Here is a 26,926-nt window from a genome sequence, read left to right on the forward strand (position 1 = left end):
TTGACTGACCGGCTGGTTCTTCATACACTGAATCGGAGATTCAGCTCATCAGTCGCCAGGCCGCCAACGGCCGATGGGCGATGTTCAAGAATCCTGCTTTCAGGGAGACAGCCATGTTGGATATCACAGGCAAGCGGTTTGCATTCGTTTCGACTGTGCTGCCGGCGGAAACGTTCACGGTGGTGCGGTTCCGCGGTGAGGAAGGGCTGTCGCGGTGCTACCGGTTCGAGCTGGAGCTGGTGGCGGAGGATGCGTCTCTCGACCTGGCGGCGGTGCTGGCGGCACCGGTGGCGTTCACCATCCTGAGGGCCGAAGGAGATATTCCGTTTCACGGTGTTCTGGCCGGATTCGAACAACTCCACCAGATGGATAATTATGTCTTTTATCGGGCGGTTCTGGTGCCGAAACTGTGGTGGCTGGGGCTGACGCACCACAACCAGGTGTTCCTGAACCAGACCGTGCCCCAAATCCTGGCCGCCTGCCTCAAGGACGGCGGGCTCTCCAGCCTGGACTTCGATCTGCGGCTGCAGCGCGACTATCCGGCCTGGGAGTACGTCTGCCAGTATCGGGAGAGCCATTTGGCGTTCGTGTCGCGCTGGATGGAGCGGGAGGGGATCTATTACTACTTCGAGCAGGGCGCGGACGGGGAGAAGGTGATCCTGACGGACACGAAGGTGGCGCACGGGCCGCTCCCCGACGGAGAAACACTACACTATTCCACTCCGTCGGGGCTGCAGCACTTCCATCGCGAGGAGATTCTGTTCGAACTTCGTTGCCTGCAGCAAACGCTGCCCAGGCGCGTGGTTCTGAAAGACTACAACTACGAGACGCCGTCGCTGGAACTGAGCGGCCAGGCGGATGTCTCGACCAAGGGCCGGGGTGAGGTGTACTTGTACGGGGAGCATTTCCGCAACCCGGCGGAAGGGGCGCGGCTGGCGGCGGTGCGGGCGGAGGAGTTGCTGTGCCGGGAGCGGGTGTTCACCGGCAGCAGCACGGTGCCGTACCTGCGGCCGGGGTACACGTTTCGGGTGCCGGACCACTACCGGGCGGACTTCAACGGGACGTACCTGACGACGGGGCTGACGCACGAGGGGAGCCAGGCGGCCTACCTGCTGGCGGGGCTGGGCGGGGAGCTGACGCCGGGGGAGCGGGAGCCGTACTACCGGAACACGTTCACGGCAATGGCGGCGGGGGTGCAGTACCGGCCGGAGCGGGTGACGGCGAAGGCGCGGCTGTACGGGACGCTGAACGCGAAGGTGGACGGGGCGGGGAGCGGGCAGTATGCGGAGCTGGACGGGCAGGGGCGGTACAAGGTGGTGCTGCCGTTCGACGTGTCGGGGCGGAAGGACGGGAAGGCGTCGGCGTGGGTGCGGATGATGCAGCCGTATGCGGGGGCGGGGCACGGGATGCACTTTCCGCTGCATAAGGGGACGGAGGTGTTGCTGACGTTCATCGACGGGGATCCGGACCGGCCGGTGATTGCGGGGGCGGTGCCGAACGCGGAGACGCCGAGCGTGGTGAAGGACGCGAACCAGACGATGGCGACGATCCAGACAGGGGGGAAGAACAAGATTGCGATCGAGGACAAGGCGGGGAGCGAGCGGATCCTGATGCACGTGCCGAACCAGGGGTCGTTCATCCGGATCGGGATACCCAACGATCCGCCGCCGGGGGGCGGGCCGCCGGAGCCGCCGACGACGCCGTCGCCCACCACGGCGACCACGCCGCCGCCGCACGATGAGGAGCTGAGCAAGAAGGTGAGCGAGCTGGAGCAGGAGATCAAGGGGATCAAGGCGGAGACTGAAGGAGATCTGGAGTTCAAGTGCCACAACAAGAAGGAGTCGATCTCGGGCAACTCGTTCACCATGGTGATCGGGGCGGAGGAGAGCATCTACCTGGGCAACTACACCCATATCAAGTTCATCTCCGCGATTGACGTGACGGTCGGCCTCAGCCTGGAATTCAAAATGGCCTGGGCGTGGGCGTTCAACGTGGAGGGGCACGGGCGCTTCGCCCCGCAGAAGCGGGAGTTCGCCCTGGACGTGAGCCACATGCATTTGAAGAAAGTGGACCTGGAAGGCGATATCACCCACCTGCGGGGAGCCCAGCAAACCCTGACCGGCGAGGTGGCCCAGTTGGCCGGCCAGACGTCCATCCTGGCTGGAACCACCGAGCGATTGGCGGGCAAGACGTCCCAACTGGCTGGGAGCGTGTCGATGCTCGCGGCGGTGACCGACGACATCAAGGGCAGTGTCACCACCATACAGGGGGAACAGGCGCAGATGCTCGGCAACGACCTACGCTCCATCGCGGTGAGGACTACCACGATCGGCGACGAAACGAACCTGATCGGCGTCGGCCTCAACACGGTGGCCGAGAAAACCGACCTGCACGCGGAGAACACGGTCCTGTCAGGATTGCAGATGTTGATTTGAGTGAAATCCCACCGGTCGACAATACGGTTTCTCGTTCCGCGAAATCCGTGCTGTCTGGTTTGACGAAGGCATCTGCCTAATCCGTGGGCAAGGTTCAGAAGGACCAGAGATTGCAAGAACGAGTGACGCCTGGCTACGAGGAGGTGTGTCAGTCCACACTCTTGCACTTCAGGAAGACGATTTCACTGCGTTTGAACAGACCAGACGGTTCAGTTTCATTTCGGGCACACTGCCAGTGGACACGTTCACGGTGCTCCGATTTCTGGGCGAGGCGGGGCCGTCGCGGTGCGAATGTTTCGCGGTGGAGCTGGCGGTCGATCCAGTCCACATGGAAATATCGACTGGCTTCTCCGCGCGAAGGATTGTAGAGGAGCCGATACCGGATCCTGGTTGCCGATATCCGGCTGGTATTTGGTAAAACCTTCACCCAGTCATTGACTTGACCTCTAATCATTTCTACACTGAGCATATTGTATTTTTATCCGAAGAGACCTCTTTAGACTGTGGGCATCGACCGGTTCTGTGCTGGGCGAGAAGTGGAGGATGAGGCCGAATGACAGAAACATTTTTCGGTTTCGCTCCGAGCCGAAAGCTGCAAAGATCTGTCGAAGATGAGTAGCAAATGAAAGTATACAAGCCCAACGAACTGTCGCTCTTCATCAAGCCGTTTGGCCTGCGGAACCGGCTGTACATGGCCTACACGCTGATGGTCTATTTTGACCTCACCGCGCCCGACAGCCTCCTCACCGAGCAGGAGCTATGGCGGACGGTGCCGGCGCAGCTCGGCCCCATGCCTGTCGTGGACACGGGCATGGCCAAGCCGCGCGGCGAATTCCTTGTGGCCGGATCGTGTTTCGCCCCGCGGGGACAGCGCTGGCCGGCGGCGCCCGTGAGTGTCCGCGTCGGCGCCCTGGCTAAGACACTGAATGTTTTCGGCGATCGGTATTGGGCGCGCGGCGCCGGCGGTCTGGCCACCATCACCGACCCGGAGCCCTTCGCCGAGATGCCCCTGACCTGGGATCGCGCCTTCGGCGGCCCGGGTTTCGAAAAAAACCCAGCGGGCAAAGGGATTGCAGCGGCACGCGGCGCCGACGGCCGGGAGCAGGTGCCGCTCCCCAACCTGGAACTGCCCGGCCGGCTGGTGGGCTCACCCGCCGACCGGCCCGATCCAGCCGGCTTCGGGCCACTGGACTTCATGAGCCCGGTGCGCCAGAAGAAGTCGGGCACCTACGACGACAAGTGGCTGAAGGAGCGGTGGCCCTACTTTCCCGACGACATGAACTACGAGTATTTCAACGCCGCCTCCGAGGACCAGTACTTCCCGGGTTTCCTGACCGGTGCCGAGACCATTGAGATCCGCCACATGCATCCCGATTACCCGGTGCTCACCTCACGGCTGCCGCAGTGCCGTGTCCGTTGCTTCGTCACTCGCCAGAAGGACTTGAAATCGCGAGCTGTGGAAGATCTCCTGTTCGAGGAAATAGCCACCCGCATCGACACGGTGTGGCTGTTTCCCAACATCCTGCGGGGCCTGGTGCTCCACCGCGGCACCGGCGAGATCCTGGACGAGGAGTACATGGACGTCCAGCGGATCTTCCTCGCGGTGGAAAAAGGCGATGCGCCGGCCAAGACCATCGAAGCGTACCGCGACGAACAATTGCGCACCGCCGACCGGGCGGTGACCATCGACATGGCGCCGCTCCAGGCCGCCCAGGCCAAGATCGCTAAGGTGCTCCGCAAGGCCAGGCGCCTGCCTAAGGAAGTGGAGGAGATCAAGAAGCGGGCGACGGGCCGGAGCCCCGTCATGCCCCGCACGCCAGCGGACATGCAGGGAATGAGCCGCGAGATCATCGCCGGCGGCGAGGCGGTGCTGAACCAGCTCGAGGCGCTGGCCCGGGACATGCATGCCAAGTATGGGCACCTCGTGGCCATCGACCTGGAGCAGTTCGACCGGTGGCGGGAACGAATCAAGGGGATGTCCCAGAAGGTGGACGACTCGGTGGCCAAGCTGGAAAAGGCCCAGCAGGAGGCCGCCGACGCGAAGAAACAGATGGGCGAGGTGCTGAAGGATCACGTCCCGCCTGAACACCTGGAAAAGACCGGCATCGATCCCGACAACCTGCTGGCGCCGCCCCCTGTGAATCCGTGGCACGACCGCGGTTTCCCGCGGGTGGTGGCCTGGCGGCGCCGGCTCGAACAGGACCGGCAGGCCCAGAAGGCCCTGGCCGACCTGGGATTCGAGGCGGACACCATCCGTCGAGCTTGGCTCGGCGTCAATTCTGACGATCAATCAGACAAACCATCCCTGTGGGGCTTGCGGAAACCGGGCGCCGCCGACGCTCCGCCGGTGGACCTGCCCGCCGGCCTGATCCTGCCCCGCTTTCAGGACGCGGTGCTGGTGCGCATCGCCATCCGACCCGGTAATGCCGACGCCTGGCCGGCGGCGCCGGAGCGGGTCGTGATCGGATCCGACGAGACCCCGCTCTTCATGCCGGCCCCGCCCGGCGAAGGGCCGGCGCCGGTGGCGGTGCGGGTGGCCGACGAACTGCAGGCGCTCCTGGTGGAGCAGGAGGCCGGCGACGCCGTCTCGGTGATCGCCCTGCCGGATCCGTCCGCCGATCCGGGACCCGAAGCCGCGCAGGCGCTGAAGGCGACGCCCGTTTTCCTCGTGGCGCTGCCGGCGACCGCTTCGGATGCCGATTTTGCACCCTGGGCGAAGCGGTTCCCCAACGCGCAGGCGCTCCGGCTGCCGAAGGGCCGGACGGTGTTCGAGGTCCGCGCCGCAGGGGCCGACCTCCGCCGTTGGATCTTGGATGCCCTGCCCAAGGAACTGGCCCAGCCTCACCGGCTGGAGATCGCCCTGCCCGAGGCGGGGAAAACGCCGACGGGGTCGCCGCTGGCCGGCATGACCTTGCCCATCCCGGACATCAAGGCCATCGTGGAAAAGACGATGCAGGAGATCCGGGCCTTCCACCAGCCCAAGTTCGACGCCATCTACGCGGAGAAGGCCAAGGCGGAAGCCGCGGCCAAGGGAGCCCTGGCCAAGGCGGGGCACGATCCTGAGCAGATTTTTGCAGCCGCTCAGAACGCGCCCCGCGAGACCTTTGCCGATGTGGGCGACCGCATCGCCGGCGAATTGGCGGCCAAACGGGATCGGCTGCGCGACTTGGGCGTCCTCACTCCCGAAACCGAGGCGCAGTTCAACGACGCAGCCGCCCGGGCGTACCAGATGGGCCACGAGGGCGAAGCGCGATATCAGGAGGGCATGGCGAAGATCGCCGCCGGCAAGCAACAGATCGCCGACGCCATGGCCAAGGTCAAGGCGGGTGAGCTGCCGCCGGAGGCCAGAGCCAAGTTCGCCGAGGCGGGTATGGACCCGGATCGGATGAAGAAGCGCTCCCGCGAGGAGGTCGTCGAGATGCACGGCCGCGGCGAAACGCTCGCCGGCGCCATTCTGAACGGTGTGGACCTGTCGGGCCTGGACTTGACCGGCGCCGACCTGACCGGGGCCCAGCTCCAGAAAACCTCATTCACCGGCGCGTGTCTGGATAAGGCCAACCTGACTCAGGTCATCGCCCTGGAAGCGGACTTCACGACAGCCTCACTGCGCGGCGCGACGCTGGATCGGGGTGTTCTCAACAAGGCCAAGTTGAAAGGCGCGGATTGCTGCGGCGCCCGCCTCAAGCAGGTGGTGATTAAGGACGCGGACTTGTCCGGCGCCGACTTTTCCGGTGCCGATCTGGAAATGGTCACCCTGCAGAAGTGCCAGCTGCCGGGGCTCAAGATGAGCGGGACGCGGGCCTACCTCAGCATCATCGAAGGGGACGCGACCGGCGCCGTGTTCACCGGGGCCCGCTTCAATAAGTGCATCTTGCGCAAGATCGTTCTGGACGGCGCCGACTTTTCGATGGCGGTCCTAAACTCCACCTTGTTCATGGATGCCCGCGGCAGCGGCGTCACATTTGTCGGCGCCAACCTGGACAAACTGCGGATGGGCAAGGGTGTCGTATTTGCCGGCGCGGACTTCCGCAACATCCGCATGCAGCAGGGCAGCCTCCGCGAGGCGGACTTGTCGGGCGCCGACTTCGGCGGCGCCGTCATTCGCGATTCGCTCATCGAGTTCTGCGACCTCCGGATGGCCAACCTCCGGCGGGTGCCGGCCCGCGGCACCCGCCTGACCAAGACGGACCTGGAGGGCGCCGACATGTACGGGATCGACCTCTACCGGGGGTCGCTCCGCAAGGCCCGCCTGGTCAACACCGACCTGCGCGGCGCCAACCTGTGCGCCGTGGACCTGTACAAGGCGGTGATGGGCGAGACCCGCCTCGACGGGGCCAATCTCAAGCTGACGCTCATCTACAAGCGGGAGGACCTGTTGCCATGACCCGGGAAGAAGTCCTCGACGCCATCCGGCGCAACCGAACCATCGCCGACCGGAATCTGGACGGCATTGATCTCGCGGGCGCCGACCTGACGGGCGGCCGGTTTGAGAAGGTCGTGTTCCGGAATGCCAATCTGCGCGGCGTCAACATTCTGCGGACCGGCTTCAAGAAATGCGCGTTCCCTGGTGCCCGGTTCGACGGCACCGACCTGACCAAGGTGGATTTGCGCAAGACGGATCTCAGCGGCGCGTCGCTGCGGGGAGTCAAGCTGTTCCAGACCCTGCTCACCCACTCGGACCTGACCGGCGCCGATTTCAGCGAGGGCGACCTGGGCTGGTCGCTCCTGCAGCACGCGAAACTCGACGGGGCGAAGTTCAACGGTGCGAAAATGGAGAAAATGGTGCTGTCCCACGCATCGGCTGGCCAGGCCGATTTCTCCGGCGCGCAGCTCACCAAAGTGATCTTCCATGACGCCCAGCTCCCCGGTGCCGTGTTCAAGGACGCCCGGCTGTTCAAGGTGCTGTTGGCGGGCTGCAACCTGGCCGGCCAGAACTTCGCGGGCACCTCGTTCCAGCAGGTGAACGTGACCGGCTCCGATCTGACCGGAGCCGATTTCACCGGCGTGGATGTGAGTATGTCGAACTTCATGGACGCCAACCTGACCAAAGCCCGGCTGGATAAGGTTCGGGGACGCAACGCCATGTTCAAAGGCGCCAAACTGATCGAGGCTACGCTGACCGGCGCCGACCTGAGCCAGTCGCTCTTCGCCGAAGGGAACCTGTCCCAGGCCGATTTCTCGAAGGCCTGTCTAGACCACTGCTTTTTCCCATCGGCTGTCTGCCGGGCAACCCGCTTCGCCGGCAGCGACCTGTCCTATGCGGAATTCGACAAAACGGATCTCACGGCGGCGGATTTCTCCTCCGCCAAGCTGTACATGGCCCGGATGCACTTGGTGATCGACGACCACGCCATCTGGGACGGCGCCGACCGCGCCACGGTCCGGGGAACCGATCCGGACCAGGCGGAGGCGGAAAACTGGACGCCGCCGCCAGCGGCGGACGACACGAAGAAGTGAGCGGCCCACGGCCGCGTGAACAGGAGGTTTCGATGAGCAGACACAGCGCCCCGTGGATGTCCACCCAGACGGAACTGGAGACTGGTCGGATCGTGGCAGGTCACGGCCGGCTCTTCAAGGTGCGCACCGCCGCTGGCGACGTTAGCGCCCACCAGGCGTTCGGCTGCCTCGTGGCGCCCCGGCCGGGCGACGCAGTGCTGGTGGCGGTGGGGGCCGACGGCAAAGATTACATCCTGTCGGTGCTGGAGCGGGATGCGACCGTTCCCGCAGCGACGGAGATGATCCTGGACGGGCCCGTGAACCTTCGGGTGCAGGGTGGCAGCCTGGCGCTCCAGACCGACGGGGACCTGCGGCTGGCCTCTCGGCAGGACATCGCCTGCGCCTCCCGCCGCATCGCCGTGGCCGCCCACCAGGGCCGAGTCCGGATCGGCCGGCTGGCGTTCGTCGGACGGTTCCTGAGCAGCCAGGTGGCCCGGGTGAAATCCGTGGCCCTGGGCATGGACGTCGTCTGTCGGCGCCTGACACAACGCCTCGGTAATTCGTTCCGGTATGTCAAGGAACTCGACGAAACCCAGAGTACCTCCTCCCGGGTTGTCGTCGAGGACCTGCTGACAATGCACTCGAAAAACACGCTCATCATGTCGGAGGAGCACGTCACCGTGAATGCCGAGCAGATCCAACTGGGATGAGGCCGAAGACCATTTATCATTTTTCATTGATCATTTGTCATTGGTCATTGAGGAGCGGTGGTGAGCGAGAGACGGGTGGACACTGAGACGGAGAGCCGAGCCGATATCCTGCAGGATCGGTTCATCGCCTTTTCAGTCTGGATCATTCGGCTTTGCGGCATGCTGCCAAAGAATCCGGCCGGCGGTCACGTGTCTCGGCAGTTGATGCGATCGGGAACATCGCCGGCACCGAATTACGGTGAAGCGCGTGGCGCCGAGAGCCATGCGGATTTCGTGCACAAGCTGGGTATCGTCCTCAAGGAACTGAACGAGACCTCGATCTGGCTCAAGGTGATCCTCCGTTCCGAGATGATCCGGTCAGAATGTGTTCAGGAAGCTTTGGATGAGTGCACCCAGTTATCGCGCATCATGGTCACGTCGATTCGCACCGCCCGTACCAAGAATGCTCGGAGATAAATGAAAAATGTCAATTGATCAATGATCAATGACAAATGAATTAACGACTGAAAGGAGTCAGAGATGTTTATGTTGAGCATGGGCGCGGGCATGAACCTGGGTTTCCCGGATGTCTGCCTCACCCCGATCGTGGTGCCCACGCCGATCCCGTATCCGGACATGCAGTTCTCGGCCACCTCGGCCCCGGCCGCCTACAACGTCCTGGTGGACTGCATGCCCGCGGTGAACCAGCTGTCCATCGGTACGGTGAGCGTGGGTGACAACGGCGGCGTCCTGCTCGGTGTGGTTTCCCACATGATGTCGGGCCAGACCGAGTACCTCGTGGGTTGTATCACCATCATGGTGGACGGAGTACCCGCCCAGCGTCTCACCAGCGTCACCGGCCAGAACTGTCTGGCTGTGCTGCCCAACGCACCCGGCGTGAGCCTGGTGCCCAGCCAGGTTACTGTGCTGACCCTGGGTTGATCCCGCAGGAGAAGATGAACAGCCGCATCTTTATCAGCATTGCGGCATATCGCGACCCGGAGCTGCTGCCTACGGTCCGGGACGCCCTCGCCAACGCCCGAAACCCGGAGCGGCTGACGTTTGGGATATGCTGGCAGCGCGCCGCCACGGACGACGGTCTCCGCGAGTTTGCCGCCGATCCCCGCTTCCGGATTTTCGACGTGCCGTACGCGGAGTCGCGGGGCGTCTGTTGGGCGCGGCATAAGATTCAGCAGTTGCTGGGTGACGAGGATTTCTACTTTCAGATCGATTCCCACACCCGGTTCGCCGAAAGCTGGGATGAGCAGCTCCTGACCATGTTCAGGGACCTCGGCGACGATCAGGCGGTCATCGGGAGCTACCCGCCATCCTACAAGCCGGGCTTCGATGGATACCTCAACGACCGGAACCCCAACCGGATGACCATCAGCCGGTTCCATCCCGACGGCAACGTGTGTTTGGAGCCGAAGGGCGTGATCAATTTCGAGCAGCTGTCCCGGGCGTTTCCCGCGCGCTTCGTCAGCGGCGGCTTCATGTTCGCGTCCGCCCGGTTGCCCCGAAAGGTGCCATACGACCCGCTCTTCTACTTCAGCGGCGAGGAGATCGGCTACACCGTTCGGGCCTTCACCCACGGGTTCAACCTGTACAACCCGCACCGGGCGGTCATCTGGCACTATTACACCCGCCAGGGGAGCCTGCGGCACTGGGACGACCACCAGCAGGCGCCCCGCTCCCAGGAGCCGGCCCGGCGCCTCCGCCAACTCCTCGGCCAGGCCGACGAGGGAGTCGATCTGGGCCCGTACAGCCTGGGTACGACACGGTCGCTGGCGGATTATCGCAACTGGGCCGGTGTGGACGTCTCCCGGAAAATGATCCACCGGCAGGCGCGGGAGGGCGGCATCCCGCCCCACGACCCGGACGACGAAGCCGGCTGGCGCTGTGACATGAAGCGCCACGAGCTGGTTCTGCAATGGGCGGAGGCGCGCCTGGTTCTGCCGGACGACGTGACGTTCGTCGCGGTCATGGTGGACGACCAGCACCGTACCAATCTATTTCGGCGGGATTTTCCCGGGACGTCCATCCTGGAGCAGGGCGGCCGGCTCCCATGCGAATTCGAGTGTGACCGGCGGAGCCGACCCGCCAACCTGGTGGTCTGGGCGCACAGCCACTCCGCAGGCTGGGAGCAGCGCTGCCGCGCGGTGTTCGGCGCGTCCTGGGAAACGGTGTCGGCGGTGCCGCGCTGGTCGCCGCCGCTGCACAGTCCGTCCCGCATGCTGTTTGATTTTAAATGGCCGGAGTGGACCATTCATCCGTTCGTCTCAACCTCTGGAGGAGGAACTCATGAAAAAAGCCTGGATCAGCGCCCTGCCCCGTGACGAACAGGCAGTGCAGCGGTTGATGGTTGAACTACAACAGTTGGGTTACGGGACCGATGGGCATTTCTGGACCGATGATCTGGCGAAGATGGCCTGGTCCGGACCGCGTGAGGCGCTGCTGGCCCGCGAGACCGCGGTCTGGGTCATCATGGGCACGCCGGCGGATTTCGATGCGCCGACCGTCCGCTACGGGCTGTCGATGCTGAGCCTCGGCGTCCAGGCCCAACGCGGGCTCGGTTTTCCTGTTATACTCGTCTCCACCGGCGGCGCCGTGGATGTCGCCACGCTGCCAACGCCGCTCCGGGGCATCGACACCCTGGCGCTGGACACCCCGGCCCTGGGGACCAAGATTGTGGCCAAGGCGGCGATCCCGCCGCCCAAGATCGCTCCGGAATACCGGCTGGATGTGTACGCCGTCCCGGGCATCGGCCAGTGGTTCGGAGTGGGTCCCGCGCCGGGACACGCCTGGAAAGGCGCCATGTTCGGCGTGGCCGGCGGCGAGGCCACCATCGACACCCACGGGATCGGGCCGGCCGGCCGGTTGCCGGAACGGTGCATCCTGAACTATCCCATGCAGGGCTTGAAACTCCAGCTGGGCGGCCGCGACTTCACCGCCTGGGCCATCCAGAATCCTGTCGATGATCACTTGTCCTACTATCTCCGGGTGAAGGAAGCGCCGGCGGCGATCCTGTTCGGCGCGTTCCCGGAGAGCGACGACGCCGAGGTGTTCACCATTCAGTTGCAGTGACGCCGGGCCGCGTCCGGAGCGTTCGGCAGCGCCGGCGACAACGGACGCTACCCGGCTCCGGAGTCTCCCTTGGGTCGCGACAAGCAGAACTCCTTCCAGTCGGTTGATGTTGCCTTGCCGGTCGAGTGGCCCCTCCGCGGTCGGCTGGTGACGGCGCTGGCATTGGCGGCGTTGGTGGTGGGGGTGTTCTGGAACGCCCTGCCCAACGGTTTCCACCTGGACGACCAATACCATGTGGTGGACAATCCCGGGATCCAGCAGGTATGGCCCCCGTGGCGGCACTTCGTGAACCCTCGCACCATCTCGACTCTGGACCGGATCGTCCAATACCGTCCGCTGCTCCCTCTCTCGCTGTCGCTGAGTTACGCTCTGACAGGCCAGGATCCGGCCGGATTCCGCGCCTGGAACATCGCCCTGCAGGCTGTGGCGGCGGTGCTTGTGTTTTTCTTCCTGCGGGCGTTGCTGGCCGCTGCAGGGTGGCGGGCATCTCGGACGGGGGTCCAGGCCGACTGGGTGGCCCTGGCGGCGGCGACGATCTTCGCCGTCCACCCGGTGGCCGGGGTGCCGGTGAACTATATCTGCGCCCGCGACCTGATGCTGTCGCAGGTTTTTCTTGTAGCGAGCCTGCTTGTGTATTTGCGGATGCGTGCCCGGGGGGAGACAACCTGGCGCTGGGCGGTTGCGCTGTGTTTTTTTGCGCTGGCGTTGCTATCCAAGACTCATGTGGCTGTGGCACCGGCGCTGGTTCTGGCGTTGGAGTGGACCGTTCTCGGTGAGCGAATGACTGCGTGGCGGCCCTGGGGACGGGCGGCTCTGTACGGCGCTGTGGTGGCGGCGTTTTTCGCTTGGACCCGGTTTGGATTGCAGTTCTCCGACTGGAGCCAGGCGATGGCCGGTCCGTCGGGAGCGGCCGCCACCTATGCGCTGACACAGCTCCGCCTGCACCTCCTGCATTATCTGCCCAATTTTCTCTGGCCGTTCGCCATCCGCCTGGCCCCCGAAGTCAGTCGAGCCACCGGATGGATGGACGGGGCGGTCTGGGCCGGATTGGTTCTGGTGATCGGCTCGGTCACGCTGGCGTTCGCCTGGCGCCGGCGGGCGCCGGCGGCGGCCGCGGTGGTACTCGGCTACTGGATTCTGCAGGTGCCGGAGTCGAGCGTCTTCCCGCTGCATCTGATGGTGTCAGACTACCGGCCGTACGCCGGGAGTCCGTTCCTGTTTCTGCTGGCGGCGATGGCCCTGGCCGCCTGCCTTCGCCGGCCATGGTGGCACCTGGCGACAGCCGTCCTGGTGCTGTATTTCAGCCTGGCCTCGGTCGTGTTGAACCGGGTGTGGCGCACGGGTGAAACACTCTGGACCCATAGCGTCACGTATGGCGGTGACGCCTTGGCCCATCACAACCTGGCTATGAGCATCGCCAACCGTGACGACCCGCGCGTGCGGCGACATCTGGAGGAGGCGATCCGCCGCAGCCCCAACTTCGTCCTGGCACACCTAAACCTAGGGCTCTGGCTGATCCAGCACGGGCAAGTCGAAGCGGGCCTGGCCGAATGCGAGCGGGCCCGGCTGCTCGAACCGGACTGGGCGCAGACTTACTACTGGCTGGCCCGCGCCCATGGCCGGTTGGGCCGCCGCGTGGAGGCGGCCGCCGCCAGCGCCCGGGCGGCGACACTCGACTCGGACAACCGGATGTACCTCAAGCAGGCGGCGTACGACGCCCAAGCCGCGGGCGACTTTGACGGCAGCCTCGTGTTTGTCGGCCGTCTGAAAGCGCTGGGGATGGAAGACCCGGAAACCCTGTTCCTTGAGGGATTCGCCCGACAGCAGACCGGCGACCTGCCGAGGGCGGTGATGGCGTATCGCGCCTATCTGCTGCAGGATCCCCGTCACGCCCAGGTGCTGTTCAACCTCGCCTATGCCCTCATGAACTTGGGAAATTTTCCAGAAGCCATCATCCGGTTTGAGGAGGTGCTCAAACTCAAGCCGGAATACCGGGAGGTCCATTTCCACCTGGCCGCCTGCTACGAAAAACTGAACCGGCCCGAGCTGGCTGTGCGGGAGCGGGCGCTGTTCGCGGGCCACCCCGCCAATCCGAAGGACGCGAAATAAGGGGATTGTCGACTCATTGCATTGAAAGCTGGGCAACGCACGGTGAGCAAGGTGTCGTGGAGCACGACCATGAGCAAACACGTCTGTCCGCGATGTCCGGATTCTGATGTCCGAAATCCGAACGATCCGCAGATGAAGAGAACGCCCCGCCGGATGGCGGGGCGATGCAAAGCAAGATTGGCTGGAACGATCCGATCAGTATGGGGTGATGACACCCGCGGCACTTAGCACACGCCATGTTCCGCCGCCGAGAAACTGGAGGGCGACCGCCGCGTCGCGTCCGCCGGTGAGGTAACCGGACGCCCCCGTCGTGGTTTGTGGAGCGGAGACGTGGAGCTGGGTGCCGTAGTCGGCGGCGAGCATGATCCGGCCGTCGCCGGAGACGCCGGCGCCCACCCAGGTTCGGGCGCTTTCCCGGGTGTGCCAGGTCAAACCGAAGTCCTGCGAGACGTGGAGCTGGCCGTTTGTGATTGTAGCCAGCAGGTGCCGGCCGGTGTCGTCACCGGCGACAAAGCGCCAGCTGGCGGAACCGGTCCGATCGATCCAGCCCGTGCCGCCGTCGTTGGAGGTGTGGATGGGACCGCCGTCCGCGGCGGCCACCAGCCGGGAACCGTCGGCGGAGCAGTCAATGGCGCTCCAGTTGTAGGTGGGGCCGACGCTGCCCCAATTGGCGCCGCCGTCGGTGGAGCGGGCGATCTGGCCGCCATGGCGGACGCCGAGAACCAGGTTGCCGGAGTCGGACACGGCGACGTCCCACCAGGTCTGGGAGCCGGGGCCGGTCCGCTCGGTCCAGCTGGCGCCGTAATTGGTGGAGGTGTAGATGTAGCCGGTGTTCACCGCGGCCACCATGTACTGGCCGCTGCCGGAGCAGTCCACCGCGTACCAATCGCGGGAGCTGTCCCGGCTGGTCCAATTGGCGCCGTAGTCACTGGAGGTGTAGATGTGGTCGCCGGTCACGACCGCCACGATATACTGGCCGTTGGCTGACATGGCAATACCGGTCCAGTTGCGGGTGCCGCTGCCGTTCTGCTGAGTCCACGTGGTGCCCGAATCGGCCGACGTGTAGATGTAGCCGCCATAGACCGCGGCGGCCAGATGCGCGCCGTCACCGGAGGCGGCCACGAAGTACCAGCTGCGGTTGCTGTCCCGGGCGGTCCACAGTACGCCGGTCCCATCGATGGGTGAAGTCAGAACACTCTGGCCGGTGTTCTGGGCGATTCTCCAGCCGCCGCCGCCGAGGCCGGACACCTGAACGATGTCGCCGACGGTGCAGTCGGCTGAAAGCGGCAGGGTCACCGTCACCTGGGCGGTGTTGTCGGCGAGGTAGCCGGTGTTGCGCGCCGCCTGCTGACTGGTGCCGGTGACGTGCACCCATGTGATCCCGGGTCCTGTAGGGCCGGTGGGTCCTGACGGGCCTGAGGGTCCGGATGGACCAGATGGTCCTTCAGGTCCAGATGGCCCGGATGGTCCGGCAGGTCCTTCGGGTCCAGAGGGCCCTGTGGGCCCGGACGGTCCTGTGGGCCCTTCGGGTCCGGTGGGACCCGTGGGGCCGATTTCTCCCTGAGGACCTGTTGGACCGGTCGGTCCAATCTCACCCTGGGGTCCGGTGGGTCCGGTGGGACCAGTGGGGCCGGTGGGGCCGATCTCACCTTGAGGCCCCGTTGGACCGGTCGGTCCAATCTCGCCCTGAGGCCCGGTCGGTCCTGTCGGTCCTGTCGGTCCTGTCGGTCCGGTGGGGCCTTCAGGCCCTTCGGGTCCCTCGGGCCCTTCGGGCCCCGGCGGACCGGTGGGAAAATCCACGGTGTGGATCACGGTGTACCGGGCGGAGCGGACCGAGGTGGTGGGCTCGGAGGCGTATCGCCAGACGACCTCAACGACTCCCTGGCCCACGAACGGATCGGTTTGCAGAGTGATTCTGATGCAGACGCTGTCGCCGGGCTCGTACGCCTTGATCAGTCCGCGGTATTTCATGACGATCTGGTTGCGGCTGAGGTTCGCCTGCACCGTGAAGTCCACGGACCGCAAGGTGGCGGAGTTGATGTAGACGGCAGGCTCCACGTGGACCAGTTGCCCGCAGCCGGTGTCGAACGTGAAGGTGAAAGTGTCACCGGGCTGGAATGAGGCGTAGCGCGCGTTGTAGCTGTTGGACAGACACAAGAATGCGTCGGACGTGCTGTCCACCGGAATGAGCGCGGGCGAGACGCTGAAGTCGGGAATGGTTCGAACGAGTGCCGAACCGACAGCCGCCGTCGCGATCCCGCCGATTCCGGCCAGCATGATCAGCAGGGTGAGCAAGACCCGCCGGCCCGATTCGTCAACGGCCTGAATGCGTGCCATGGTGTGCCTCTCGTCAATGCGCCGCCGGCCTCAGGAGGTCGGGGTGTCGAAACGGAACGTGAACGCGCCAGCCGCGTCCACGTCCAGATGGACCGCCGTGGGCATGGCCCCTTCGCTCATCTGGGCCAGCACCCGTTGGGAGAGCTGGGGTAGGATGTTGCCGTCCAGAATGTACTCGATGTTCCGCGCGCCCGTTTCCACCTCGGTGCAGCGGGCGGCGATCTGATCCATCACCGCCGGCGTGTAGTCGAACGCCATCTTGTTGTTTTCCATCAGGGTGCGCTGAATGCGCCGGAGTTTGAGCTCCACGATCCGTTTCATCGCCTCGCCGCGCAACCCGTAGTAAGGCACGATGGCCATCCGCGCCAGCAGCGCCGGCTTGAAGTGTTTGGATAACACCGGCCGGATCGCCCCCACCACCGCGTCTGTCGGGAGAGGCTCGTCACCGGCGGTCATCTCCTGGATGATGTCCGAAGCCAGGTTGCTGGTGAGAAGGATGATGGTGTTGCGGAAGTTGATCTCTTTCCCCTCGCCGTCGGTGAGCATGCCTTTGTCGAAGACTTGGTAGAACAGGTTCAGCACGTCCAGGTGCGCCTTTTCTACCTCGTCCAGTAGGACCACCGAGTACGGCTTCTGGCGGACCGCCTCGGTGAGCATGCCGCCTTCCCCGTACCCGACGTAGCCCGGCGGTGAGCCGATGAGCCGGCTGACGGTATGGCTCTCCTGAAACTCGCTCATGTTGATGGTCACCACGTTCCGGTCGGAGCCGAAGAGCAGGTCGGCCAGCGCCAGGCCCGTTTCGGTCTTGCCCACACCGCTCGGGCCGGCCAGCAGGAAAACGCCCATGGGCTGGTTGGGGTTCTTGATGCCGGCCTTGGCCGACTTGATGGTTTCGACGATGATCTTGAGGGCGTGGTCCTGACCCTTGATCCTTTCGGCCAGCCGTTCCTCGAGCCGCAGGATGTTTTCCGCTTCGTCGCGCAGCACTTTGCCCAGCGGGATGCCGGTCCAGTCGGACACCACCTGCGCCACCACGTCCGGATTGACCTCGACCTGAATCAGTCCGCCGTCGGCTTGCAGGGCGTGGAAGGCCGCGTCGGCGGCGACCAGCTCCTGCTTGAGCGCGTCCTTGTCGGCTGCCGGTTCCCCCCCCAGGGCCGCTAGGCGGCCGCGGATCTCGAGCACCTTTTGGGCGGCCTCCTTCTCCCCCTGCCAGCGAGCCCGCAGCGCCTCCGCCTCCGCCCGGAAGGCAGCGATTCTGTCCAGGACCTTCTGATAGGCCTCTTCGTCGACGGCGATGCCGTTGGTCCGATCGCGGTCCACCGCGCCTTTCTCACGCTCCAGTGCCTGGACGGCGCGCTCCTTGTCCTCCAGCACGCCCGGTTTGGCGGAAAGGTTGATCTTGATCCGCGCGCAGGCGGTGTCCACCAGGTCGATGGCCTTGTCGGGGAGGAAGCGGCCGGTGATGTATTTGTCGGACAGCTCGGCCGCGGCTCGGATGGCGTCGTCCCGGATGATCACCTTGTGGGCGGCCTCATAGCTGTCCCGGATGCCGCGCAGGATCAGGATGGTGGTCTCGACGCTCGGCTCATCCAGCTTGACGGCCTGAAAGCGCCGAGCCAGGGCGGGATCCTTCTCGAAGTACTTCTTGTACTCGCCCCAGGTGGTGGCGGCCACCGTGCGCAGCTCGCCCCGGGCCAGGGCGGGTTTGAGCAGGTTGGCCGCGTCGCTGGTGCCCGCCGAGCCCCCCGCGCCGATGAGGGTATGCGCCTCGTCGATGAACAGGACGATGGGCTTCTCCGAGCCCTTGATTTCGCTGATGACGCCCTTGAGGCGGTTCTCGAATTCGCCTTTCATGCCCGCCCCGGCTTCAAGCAGACCCATGTCCAGCCCCAGCAGGGACACGTTCTGCAGCAGCTCCGGCACATCGCCCTGCACGATGCGCAGCGCCAGCCCTTCCACCACGGCGGTCTTGCCCACGCCGGGATCGCCGACGCAGATGGGGTTGTTCTTGCGCCGGCGGGCGAGGATATCCACAATTTGCCGGATCTCCAGGTCGCGCCCGAACACCGGATCGATGCCGCCGTCGCGGGCTTTCTGGGTGAAATCGGTGCAGAAACGCTTCAAAAATCCGCCGTCGGAAGGGCCGGCGGCGGTCTCGGCCGCGCCGCCTGGTTCGCGGGCGGCCGCTTCCGTCTCCAGGGAGCCCTTGGTGACAGCCCAGAAGTCCTTGGTCAGCGTCTCACGGTTGATGGTCTTGAGCAGATCGATGTAGCGGCCGGACGCGAAGAAGCTCGGCTTGGCCAGCAACGCCATCAGCAGGGCACCGGAACGAATGCGTCGCTCGCCGAGGTCGATGGAGGCGACCATCCAAGCGTCCTGGATCAGCTCGAGCAACAGGGGGGAAAACACCGGCTTGGAAGAATTTCCGGTCCGAAAATCCTCCAGCGATTCCTCCAGCGCCTTGATCACCCGCCCGATGTCCAGGTTGAATTTCTGGCAGATCAGACTGCAGTCGGATCGCGGCTCCTCGAGCAGTTTCACCAGCACCTGTTCGACGGACACCTCGTAGTGGGTGCGTGACACACACAGGCCCGCGGCGGCATGCAGGGCGTTGGTGCTGAACGCGTTCATGCGGCTCAACAGCGACTTGATGTCGACGGTGATCATGCGATCCTCCTTGATTGGTTCATCTGCCTGCCGGCGCCCACCCGCAGGGGGTCGGATGCGCGCGGGCCGGGACACGAACCATTCCGTTCGTCGGCAAGCAAAGAGCGATCGGTCAGTGGACCATCAACAGGCGCTGTTCTTCCGCCGTCGGCACCTGGAGCAACACCGTGAGCGGCCGGGCGGCCTGCCGGGAGGAGAGCATCCAGGTGTTGAGGCCCAGTTGGGCCCAGTAGGTGTCGCCCAGGCGGGTTGTCCGGATGTCGCGGGCCCGCAGGGTGAGGCGCAGCTCCCATTCCAGCGGTTGGTCCAGGTAGAATTCGGTCAGTCGTCGCAGCTCGCCGAAACCCGTCTGGCCGGGCAGAAACTGGGTGAACGTGTCGATATCCACCGGACCGATCTCCACGCGGAATTTGCCCATCCGGTCATTGATCTCGGAGCCCAGGCAGCAATCCTCGCCCAGCACGTTGCCCGCGACGCCCAGGCGGCACCGCTGATCCTCGGGGATCGTGGCGACACGGGGCACGCACTGAACCACCCGCAGGCTCGGCTCGGCCAGCCGGTCGGACAACAGGGTGCGCAGCCCCTCGGCGGAGCGGGTATGCAGCGTGAACAGGCCCATGTAGCGGAACAGGCTGGCGGGATCATCCACTTGGCGCCGGATCGACTCCTCGCCCAAGCCGAGCAGGCAGCAAAGCAGTAAAAAGATATCGGGCTCTCTCTTCTCCACCAGGCGGTGGAAGAGCCGATGCTTGCTCCAGCTCTTGAAATAGATCGGAAACAGCGGCGCGTTGACGATGTCGATGAAATCGCGCATCACCGAACGCCCGTCGGACCGCTCGTGAAGCAGATCCTCCGTGTAGAACGTGGGCAGCGGGGACCCGGCGCCGTAGAGACCCAGGAATGTGGCGGTGATCTGGTAACGCCCCGATCCGGCCGGCTTCTCTTCGATGGCCGTGATGTCCGTGCCGGGGAAGTCGAGCGACAGATGCGGGTGGACTTGGATCGCCCGGCGCAGCCGGTTTTCGTCGAGCGCGGTCGGTTGCTCGGCTTGCACCATCAGCCGCAGCAGCCGCACGGCCTGCGCGAAGGTGAAACGGGAGCCTTCCCGCAGCAGTTGCTGCTTCAACTCAGTTGGCGATCGCCGATCCGCGGTGGCCATGAGAATGTCTCTCCAGACAGGGCATCCTTGATCTGGAACTGGCTGTAACTGTTCATGCTGCAATAGACGCCCATGAACAGCTCCAGCACCGAGCCGAACAGGAACATCCCGCCCAGGCCCGTGTAGTGATCCTGCCGGACGGTGAGCGCGACCTGCTGGCCGCGCATCACCTGCCCGCGGAACAGCCGGTCGGAGGGCGTCACGGTGAAGTCCGCCACGCCGTCCACCTGCTTGATGTTGGCGCTGACCCGCGCCCGGTCGCGGCCGGCCGGGATGTACTGCCGGAGCATCTCCTTGAGGCCGGTGCTGTCGGCCAGTGCCATGAAGTTCAGTGAAAGGTGCGCCAGCAGACGCCACAGGGCATTTTTCCCCAGCACCGGTTCCACCGCCGGCGTCAGGGGCAGGATGTTCCGATACGTGAGGAGTTCGGGTGAATCTTCGGTGGGTTTGCAGATGTCACCGAGCTGCAGCCGCTCGGGGAGCGTGCCGTTGGTGCAGGTCAGCGTGATGCTCAGCGTCTCGCTGACCAGATCCGCCGGGTCGCTGGAGTAGGCAAACGACAGCATCGTCTCCGGTGTGCCGTCGATGGGCGAGCGGGCGCGGATGACCTGGTAGACCGCCGCACCGCCGGTCTGGGCGGAGGCAGCTTCCAGCGGCCGATAGTCACGGCGGGTCACGCTGCCCTGCCGGTAACCGGCCACGGTGTCGACGCTATACACCTGGTAACAGCCGGGCTGCTTGGTGGCCGGGCGGATCCGGACTTTCTCCGTACGGTGGTCGAGCTGCACCGGTTCGGCTTCCTGCCGGAACAGATTGATCACCGGCGTCGCGTTCAGGACGAAACTGTCCGCCTTCACGCGCGGGGGCGCCACGGGGGCCGGCATCAGCTCGAAGAGCAGTTCGAAGGCGTTTCCCTTGCCGCGGTCTCGCCAGGCGTCCCAGCCCCGCAATTCAAAAAACAGGAACTTTTCGGGCAGGATGAAGTACTCCTGCAGCAGGCGGTAGCCCCGGAACGCCTGCCGGGGGAAAGCCAGCAGCGCGTTGTCCAGGTCGAAACCGACGGCGTGCAGGGATCCGGGCGGCAGCTCCGTCGGCATGCCGCCGGCAGCCGGGGCCACGGTGATCCGGCGGATGTACCGGCTGAGCAGCAGGAACAGGTCCATCGCCAGACTCAGGCTGTCGCCCAGAAAGAAGCCGAGCCGGGTGGGGCGCCACTGGTCCAGCGTGGGTCCGGTCAGCTCGCAGGCGATGCGGATCCGATCAGGCTGCCCCGGGGATTGGCGCAGCTCGGCGGCGGTGATTTTCAGCGGATGCGCCTCCACGTGGAAACAAGTTCGGAACAGGCAGGTCACCCCGTCGATGGGAACTCCCGCCAGCGAGGTGCCGGCCTTGACGATGACACTTTCCTGAAGGCCGGGTTTCGGGCTGAAGGCGACCACCGTGGAGGCGGGCACAGGACGGAGCAGGTGCGGAAAAATCAGCTCCATCAAACTGTGGACGATTTCGGGAAAGTCGTCGTCGAGCTTCCCCCGCAATAGTCCCGTGAGGAACGCCACGCCCTCCAGCAGGCGCTCCACGTCCGGGTCGGTGGACGGGCCGCTGAGCATGGGTGCCAGGGCCGGATGCGCCTTGGCGAACTCCACCGCCAGTTCGCGGAGATTCTGCAGCTCTTCCTGATAGTAGTCGTTGATCACGGCTGATCTCCGCCTAATCCTGGATCTCGACCTTGCCTTCGGCCATCACCCGGGTCTCCAGCGACACGGGCACGCGCTCGTCGCGGGCAAGCCGGGCGTCGATCTTGAACCGCAGTGACAGGATCTCGTCCTTGATCGGAATGAAGGAAATCTGGACCTGGCTCAGCCGCGGTTCGTAGCGGTTGATCACCTGCCGGATCACCTTGACCATTTCCTGGGCAGTCTCGGTCAGGGTTTCGCCGGGGATGTTGGTGAAGTCGGGGATGCCGTAATCCTCGGCGATGGGCACGCCGCCCTGCCGCGTGTTGAGCAGGCGCTGGAGATGGCGGGTGATGGAGCGCACCTCCCAGGCGACGGGCAACGCGTCGCGACCGCTGGGATCCCGCTCGATGCGGCTGATGCGCTCCAACAAGCGATCCTGGAACATTCCGACTCCCGGTCAGATGAATCGGTCCGCGAAACGGCCGGGCCGGCCGCCCCCGAAGGGGGTAGCCGGCCGGGTCGATTCGATGGTTATTTCGGCGCGGTCCAGTCGTCCTCGGCCTCGATGCCGTCGGGCACCCACGTGGCCACGATTTTCTCGTAGGTGAAGGCGATGTCCTCCATGTGGCCGTACGATTTGGTGCCCTGATCGAGGCAGTTGGGGAAGTAGGTGCGCATCGTGGTGACGATGGCGTTGGCGAGTTTGATGGTGTAATACTTCTCCTCGGTGCCCTGCGGGCTGATGCGGTAAAAGTCCAGCTCCACGGTTTTGAGCTGTTCGCCGCTGCAGAGGGCCTGGAAGAGCTTGGGCGAGCTCTTGTCCATCTCCTTGGTGATGGTCATGGGCATGTGGACGCGCTTGCCGGTGGGCAGGCCGGTCTGGGGGCTCTTGGGGATCTCGACGGTATGATCGACTCCCTGGACCAAGATAGTGCCTTCCCGGCCTTTCATCGTGCAGGACCCTTCAATCTTGCCCTGCTTCACGCCTTCGACGAGCAGATGGATCGGAATCGGCATGGTGGCATCCTCCTAGTTAAAATGTGGGATCAAAATTTCATTTCACATAGAGCGGAGCAATTGTGCGCTCGGTGCCGTGCCTTCTGGGCGGCCGACGGACTATTCCTTCTCCATCTTGCCCACGAGGGACAAGGTGAAAGAGGCGCCCATGTACTTGAAGTGCGGCTGGACTTTCATGTCCACCCGGTACCAGCCGGGATCCCCGGCCACGTCGGAAACGGTGATCTCGGCCTTTCGCAGCGGTCGGCGGCTGCGGACACCCGGTGACGGGTTCTCCTGATCGGCCACGTATTGCCGGATCCAGTTGTTGAGCTCCCGCTCCAGGTCGACCCGCTCCTTCCAGGTGCCGATGTTCTCCCGCTGGATCACCTTGAGGTAGTGGGCCAGCCGGTTGACAACGAACATGTACGGCAGCTGGGTGCCCAGTTTGTAATTGCTCTCCGCGGCCTTGCCTTCCGCCGTGTCGGCAAACCGCTTCGGCTTCTGGGCCGAATTGGCGGAGAAGAACGCCGCATTGTCGCTCCCCTTCCGCATGGTCAGCGCGATGAAGCCCTCCTCGGCCAGTTCGAATTCCCGGCGTTCGGAGATGAGCACCTCGGTGGGGATCTTGGTCTGCAGCTCGCCCATGGCCTCGTATTGATAGACGGGCATGTCCTCGACGGCGCCGCCGCCCTGGGGCCCGATGATGTTGGCGCACCAGCGGTACTTGGCAAAGCTGTCGGTAATCCGCGAGGCGAAGGCAAAGGCCGCATTGCCCCACAGGAAGCTCTGGTCGCCGCCGGTGACGTCTTCATTGTAGTTGAACGTCTTGGCCGGCTTCGTCGATTGGCCGTAGGGAAGACGCAGCAGGAAGTGGGGCAGGGTGAGGCCCACGTAGCGGGCGTCCTCGGACTCCCGGAACGACTGCCACTTGATGTACTGCGGACCCTCAAAGATGGATTTCAGATCCTTGAGGTTGGGCAGACCGGCGAAACTGTCCAGGCCGAAGAATTCCGAGCCGGCGGCGGCGACAAACGGGGCGTGGGCCATGGTGGCCACACTGGCCAGGTTCTGGAGCAGGCGGATGTCCTGGGAGCCGGGCCCGAACTCGTAATTGCCCACCATCAATCCGTACGGTTGCCCGCCGAACTGACCGTATTCCCGCGTGTAGACCATCTTGTAAAGGCCCGATTTGGGTATCTCCGGCGCGTCTTCGAAATCATCGAGCAACGCCTGCTTCGGGACGTTGAGCATCTCGATCTTGATGTTTTCCCGGAAATCGGTCTTGTCCACCAGGTACTTGAGGGAGCGCCAGGACGACTCCAGCTTCTGGAAGTCGGCATGGTGCAGGATGGCGTCCATCTGGGCGCTGAGTTTCTTGTCCAGATTGGTGATCATCTCGTCCACCAAGCCCTGAGTCACCCGGGCTTCGGCCCGCTCGGGCTTGAGCAGTTCGTCGATCAGGGCCTGCACACCCTGCCGGGTGGCGGAGTAGCCCTCGTCGGAGGGTTTCAGGCGGGTGGCCTGGAGAATCTCGTCCAGCAGGGATGCTTCGCCCTGGACGGCTTCGGCGGCTTGGGGTTGTTGTTTCTTGTCCTGTTCGGCCATGGGACCACCTCCTATTCCTCAATTCCCAGTTCTTTGAGCAGCCGCGCGCGGGCGCCTTCGTCCTGGACCAGATCCTGGATCTTTTTGCGGAAGGCGGGGACGTTGCCGAGGGGGCCCTTGAGCGCCTTGAGCGCGTCGCGCAGCTCCATCAGCTTGGCGAGCTCAGGCACCTTGGCAATGATGGCATCCGGTTCGAAATCCTTCATGCTCTTGAAATCCAGGTTGACGTTGAGCTGGGCGTTCGGTTCGCCGGACAGCTTGTTGGCGACACCGGCCTGAAACCGGATGTCCTGCGCCTTGAGCACCTCATCGAAGTTGTCCTTGTCGATGTTGATGGGCTTGCGGTCTTCGAGCGGGGTGTCGTCGGGCCGGGCGGTGAAGTCACCCATCACGAGTACCTTCAGCGGCAGCTCGACCTCCTGCTGGGCGTCGCCGGTGGCGGGGCGGTAGACGATGTTCACCCGCTCCTTCGGCGCTACGGAAGCTTCTTTTGCCATATTGAACCTCCTGTCGAAATTGATATCCCCTTCTGCCGGGGCGGCGCCAGCGGCCGCCTCACATGAAATCCAGTCCGCCGGCCGGATCCAGAATCAGGATCCGGTCCAGAATGCTCTCGATCATGGCTTTGTCCGATCGTTCGCCCTGCGCCCGCAGCACCTTCAGGACCACGGTGAGTGCATCCACCGCCAGCGTCGGATCCCAGCGTTCCAGACGGCAGGTCTCCACGCAGTCGAGGATGTCCCGGGTGTAGGGTGCGGCCAGGCGGGGCTTGTGCGCGCGCAGCACCAGCCGGCACAGCGCCAGCTGCCAGGCGAGCCGTTCCCGGAGCGAGCCGGCCTGGCGGATGTGTTCGTTGAATGTGCTGAGGGCGCCGCCCAGCTGGTTGTGCGCCACCAGCTCCTGGGCGGCGGCCATCTCTCGGGAGACGGCCAGCGCCAGCTCGTCGACGGCGCCGGACGGTGTTGCCGGCCGGCCGCTCTCGCCACCGAGACTCAGCAGCCATTGCCGGGTGTCGTCATTGGCGAAGGGTATGCCGTCGGCGAACGCCAGGTTCTCGATTCCCCGGAATCACTGCACGAAAGCCTGGGTCTCCCGGATCACCGCTCCGGCTGCGGCAGTGTGCCCCAGCTGCTCCAGCCCTTCGGCCGATGTCCGGCTCAGGTCGATCCAGAAGAGGAATCGGATCACCGCGGATTCGCAGGTGCGGATTAACTCCGGCCAGTTACCAGCGGCGTACAGGTTGGCCAGTTCTAGAATGGTCTGCGCTTCCGGGGGCGGGATGCGGGTTTTCCCCGCTTCGGCCGGGGGGAGAGCCCGGACGGGCAGCCAGGCGGCGATGCGCACCAGCAGGTATGGCACCGGATCCGCCAGGTCCCTGGCCTGCATGAGCCGGGCGGCGCGGCCGAGATGGTCGAAGCCCAGCCGCAACAACTGGTCGGGGTCGGACACGTCCGGGGAGGCGGCGGGCACAGCCGGAGCGCCGGAATTGGCGGGCGCCGGGCGGGGTGGAGCAGTCGCCTGGGCAGACGCGGCGGGCGGCACCGCACCCGCCACCGAGATGAGTCCGGTCACCTGTTCGATGAGCGGGCGGAGAACGGGGGCCTCCTCCATCTTCTCCGCCAGGCAGCGATCGACGGCCACGAGGTCGTCCTGGAACGCCTGCCGATCGGCTTCGGACCATTCCTCGCGAGGCAGGTTCCGGGCAGCCGCCTGGACCTTCTCGTACCACCATTCCACGGCATTCTTTCGGCCGCGCATGCGTCGGACGGACGGATACATCGTGTCCCAGAAATGGTCGAGCAGATCCCGCAGGACGCGCACTCCACGAGCGAGTCCGCGGAGACGGTCCGTGTTCAGCAGGGCGACCGAGTAATAGCCGGCGACCAGCAGATGCTTGGAGTAACGGGACAGGATGTCATCGGCGAGGCGCGCGACCTGGCTCCAGTCGATGCTGCTGGCGGCTGACGGTGAGTTGAGCTTGCCCATTTCCGCTTCCAGGGCGGCGTAGGCGGGCAGGTCCTGCACATCGCTGCCGGCGGGATTGCCCGGGGCGACAGGGGTGCGGCCCAGTTCTTTCCAGTCACTCATGCGATCACATCCCGGCCGCTGGCTGGAGCGGCCAACACACCACGATTTCCGGCGGAACCGTCGTGGGCGCCCGGCGCAACATGCGGATGACGGGTTCGCCGCCGGTGATCCGATACGTCACCCGGATCCAACTGACACCCAGCTGGCGAAGCCGGGCGGTGGCATCCGGGAAATCCTCGGCCCTGAATTCCTGGCGGCCGGTCATGAATTCAGCGAGGAATTTGGAAAAACCGAACCGACCGGAATACGTGCGGGTCAGGGTCAGGTTGGGGAACTGGATGGTCAGCGTCGTGTCGCCGCAGCCGTCCGGTGCCCATTTGAACGCGGCCGACTGGGGGTAGTTGAAGTTTTCCAGGCAGGTTCTCGTGTCGCTGCACTGGAGGCACAGGGTGCAGCCGAGCGGCTTGACGGCGGCATCCGCGTTGGCGTCCACTGGCTGCGCCTCGATCTGCACGACGTAACTGGGTTGATACTGGAACATCGCCTGGTTGCCGGTGTTGAGGAACTGGATCCAGTCGTCCCGGAAGGCGATGGTGCGGCCGGCCACCACGCGGGGGGTGTAGCCGAACTGGTCCTGACGGATGAACGGACGGGCCGTGCTCTTGAGGAACTTCCAGACCCGTCCTTCCTTTTCATCGA

Annotated in this window: 20 protein-coding genes and 1 pseudogene; 9 read left to right on the plus strand and 12 right to left on the minus strand. The window is 64.8% G+C overall.

What is annotated here, in order from left to right; genetic code table 11:
* The first annotated feature begins 113 nt into the window (after nt 1-113).
* The 9 genes from tssI to GX414_11395 all read left to right on the plus strand — a co-directional run bounded on the left by tssI (nt 114) and on the right by GX414_11395 (nt 13,753).
* Nucleotides 114-2,435, plus strand: coding sequence for a type VI secretion system tip protein VgrG (tssI, locus tag GX414_11355; protein ID NLI47691.1), 2,322 nt, complete (start codon nt 114-116; stop codon nt 2,433-2,435).
* 622 nt (nt 2,436-3,057) lie between these two features.
* Nucleotides 3,058-6,819, plus strand: coding sequence for a DUF2169 domain-containing protein (locus GX414_11360; GenBank protein ID NLI47692.1), 3,762 nt, complete (start codon nt 3,058-3,060; stop codon nt 6,817-6,819).
* Nucleotides 6,816-7,892, plus strand: a complete 1,077-nt coding sequence (locus tag GX414_11365; GenBank protein NLI47693.1) for a hypothetical protein — start codon at nt 6,816-6,818, stop codon at nt 7,890-7,892. The genes GX414_11360 and GX414_11365 overlap by 4 nt, the downstream gene beginning before the upstream one ends.
* A 32-nt stretch (nt 7,893-7,924) precedes the next feature.
* Nucleotides 7,925-8,581: a DUF3540 domain-containing protein gene (locus GX414_11370; protein NLI47694.1), complete on the plus strand. Its 657-nt coding sequence runs from the start codon at nt 7,925-7,927 to the stop codon at nt 8,579-8,581.
* A 75-nt stretch (nt 8,582-8,656) separates the two neighbouring features.
* Nucleotides 8,657-9,037, plus strand: a complete 381-nt coding sequence (locus GX414_11375; GenBank protein NLI47695.1) for a four helix bundle protein — start codon at nt 8,657-8,659, stop codon at nt 9,035-9,037.
* Nucleotides 9,038-9,100: 63 nt separating this feature from the next.
* On the plus strand, nt 9,101-9,502 hold the full coding sequence (locus GX414_11380; protein NLI47696.1) for a DUF4150 domain-containing protein: 402 nt from the start codon (nt 9,101-9,103) through the stop codon (nt 9,500-9,502).
* 14 nt (nt 9,503-9,516) lie between these two features.
* Nucleotides 9,517-10,896 (plus strand): hypothetical protein, encoded by a 1,380-nt coding sequence (locus GX414_11385; protein ID NLI47697.1) that lies wholly within the window; start codon nt 9,517-9,519, stop codon nt 10,894-10,896.
* Entirely contained in the window at nt 10,862-11,644 is a 783-nt protein-coding gene (locus GX414_11390) for a hypothetical protein (protein ID NLI47698.1), read from the plus strand. Before GX414_11385 ends, GX414_11390 begins: the two co-directional genes overlap by 35 nt.
* A gap of 69 nt (nt 11,645-11,713) precedes the next feature.
* Nucleotides 11,714-13,753, plus strand: a complete 2,040-nt coding sequence (locus tag GX414_11395; GenBank protein ID NLI47699.1) for a tetratricopeptide repeat protein — start codon at nt 11,714-11,716, stop codon at nt 13,751-13,753.
* A gap of 195 nt (nt 13,754-13,948) precedes the next feature.
* Here the strand turns inward: GX414_11395 and GX414_11400 are convergent, their stop codons facing one another.
* From GX414_11400 to GX414_11455, 12 genes and pseudogenes are all read right to left on the minus strand, one after another.
* On the minus strand, nt 13,949-15,124 hold the full coding sequence (locus tag GX414_11400; protein ID NLI47700.1) for a hypothetical protein: 1,176 nt from the start codon (nt 15,122-15,124) through the stop codon (nt 13,949-13,951).
* Nucleotides 15,052-16,030: pseudogene (locus tag GX414_11405) on the minus strand (collagen-like protein). The gene GX414_11400 and the pseudogene GX414_11405 overlap by 73 nt, the downstream one beginning before the upstream one ends.
* 90 nt (nt 16,031-16,120) lie before the next feature.
* Complete coding sequence (gene tssH, locus GX414_11410; protein NLI47701.1) at nt 16,121-18,760, minus strand: type VI secretion system ATPase TssH; 2,640 nt, start codon at nt 18,758-18,760, stop codon at nt 16,121-16,123.
* Nucleotides 18,761-18,872: 112 nt separating this feature from the next.
* Nucleotides 18,873-19,919, minus strand: a complete 1,047-nt coding sequence (gene tssG / locus GX414_11415; protein NLI47702.1) for a type VI secretion system baseplate subunit TssG — start codon at nt 19,917-19,919, stop codon at nt 18,873-18,875.
* Nucleotides 19,883-21,613 carry a type VI secretion system baseplate subunit TssF gene (gene tssF / locus GX414_11420; GenBank protein NLI47703.1) on the minus strand — a complete coding sequence of 577 codons (1,731 nt, stop codon included), beginning with the start codon at nt 21,611-21,613 and terminating at the stop codon, nt 19,883-19,885. The genes tssG and tssF overlap by 37 nt, the downstream gene beginning before the upstream one ends.
* A gap of 13 nt (nt 21,614-21,626) precedes the next feature.
* Nucleotides 21,627-22,040, minus strand: coding sequence for a type VI secretion system baseplate subunit TssE (gene tssE / locus GX414_11425; GenBank protein NLI47704.1), 414 nt, complete (start codon nt 22,038-22,040; stop codon nt 21,627-21,629).
* Nucleotides 22,041-22,126: 86 nt separating this feature from the next.
* Nucleotides 22,127-22,612, minus strand: a complete 486-nt coding sequence (locus tag GX414_11430; GenBank protein ID NLI47705.1) for an Hcp family type VI secretion system effector — start codon at nt 22,610-22,612, stop codon at nt 22,127-22,129.
* A 99-nt stretch (nt 22,613-22,711) separates the two neighbouring features.
* On the minus strand, nt 22,712-24,199 hold the full coding sequence (tssC, locus tag GX414_11435; GenBank protein ID NLI47706.1) for a type VI secretion system contractile sheath large subunit: 1,488 nt from the start codon (nt 24,197-24,199) through the stop codon (nt 22,712-22,714).
* 11 nt (nt 24,200-24,210) lie between these two features.
* Entirely contained in the window at nt 24,211-24,696 is a 486-nt protein-coding gene (gene tssB / locus GX414_11440) for a type VI secretion system contractile sheath small subunit (GenBank protein NLI47707.1), read from the minus strand.
* 58 nt (nt 24,697-24,754) lie between these two features.
* Nucleotides 24,755-25,258 carry a hypothetical protein gene (locus GX414_11445; protein NLI47708.1) on the minus strand — a complete coding sequence of 168 codons (504 nt, stop codon included), beginning with the start codon at nt 25,256-25,258 and terminating at the stop codon, nt 24,755-24,757.
* Nucleotides 25,259-25,267: 9 nt separating this feature from the next.
* Entirely contained in the window at nt 25,268-26,287 is a 1,020-nt protein-coding gene (tssA, locus tag GX414_11450) for a type VI secretion system protein TssA (protein ID NLI47709.1), read from the minus strand.
* 4 nt (nt 26,288-26,291) lie between these two features.
* Nucleotides 26,292-26,926, minus strand: a 635-nt coding sequence (locus GX414_11455; protein ID NLI47710.1) for a hypothetical protein, incomplete at its 5' end; no start/stop codon positions are given.

Source organism: Acidobacteriota bacterium, assembly GCA_012517875.1.
Taxonomy (GTDB): Bacteria; Acidobacteriota; JAAYUB01; order JAAYUB01; family JAAYUB01; genus JAAYUB01.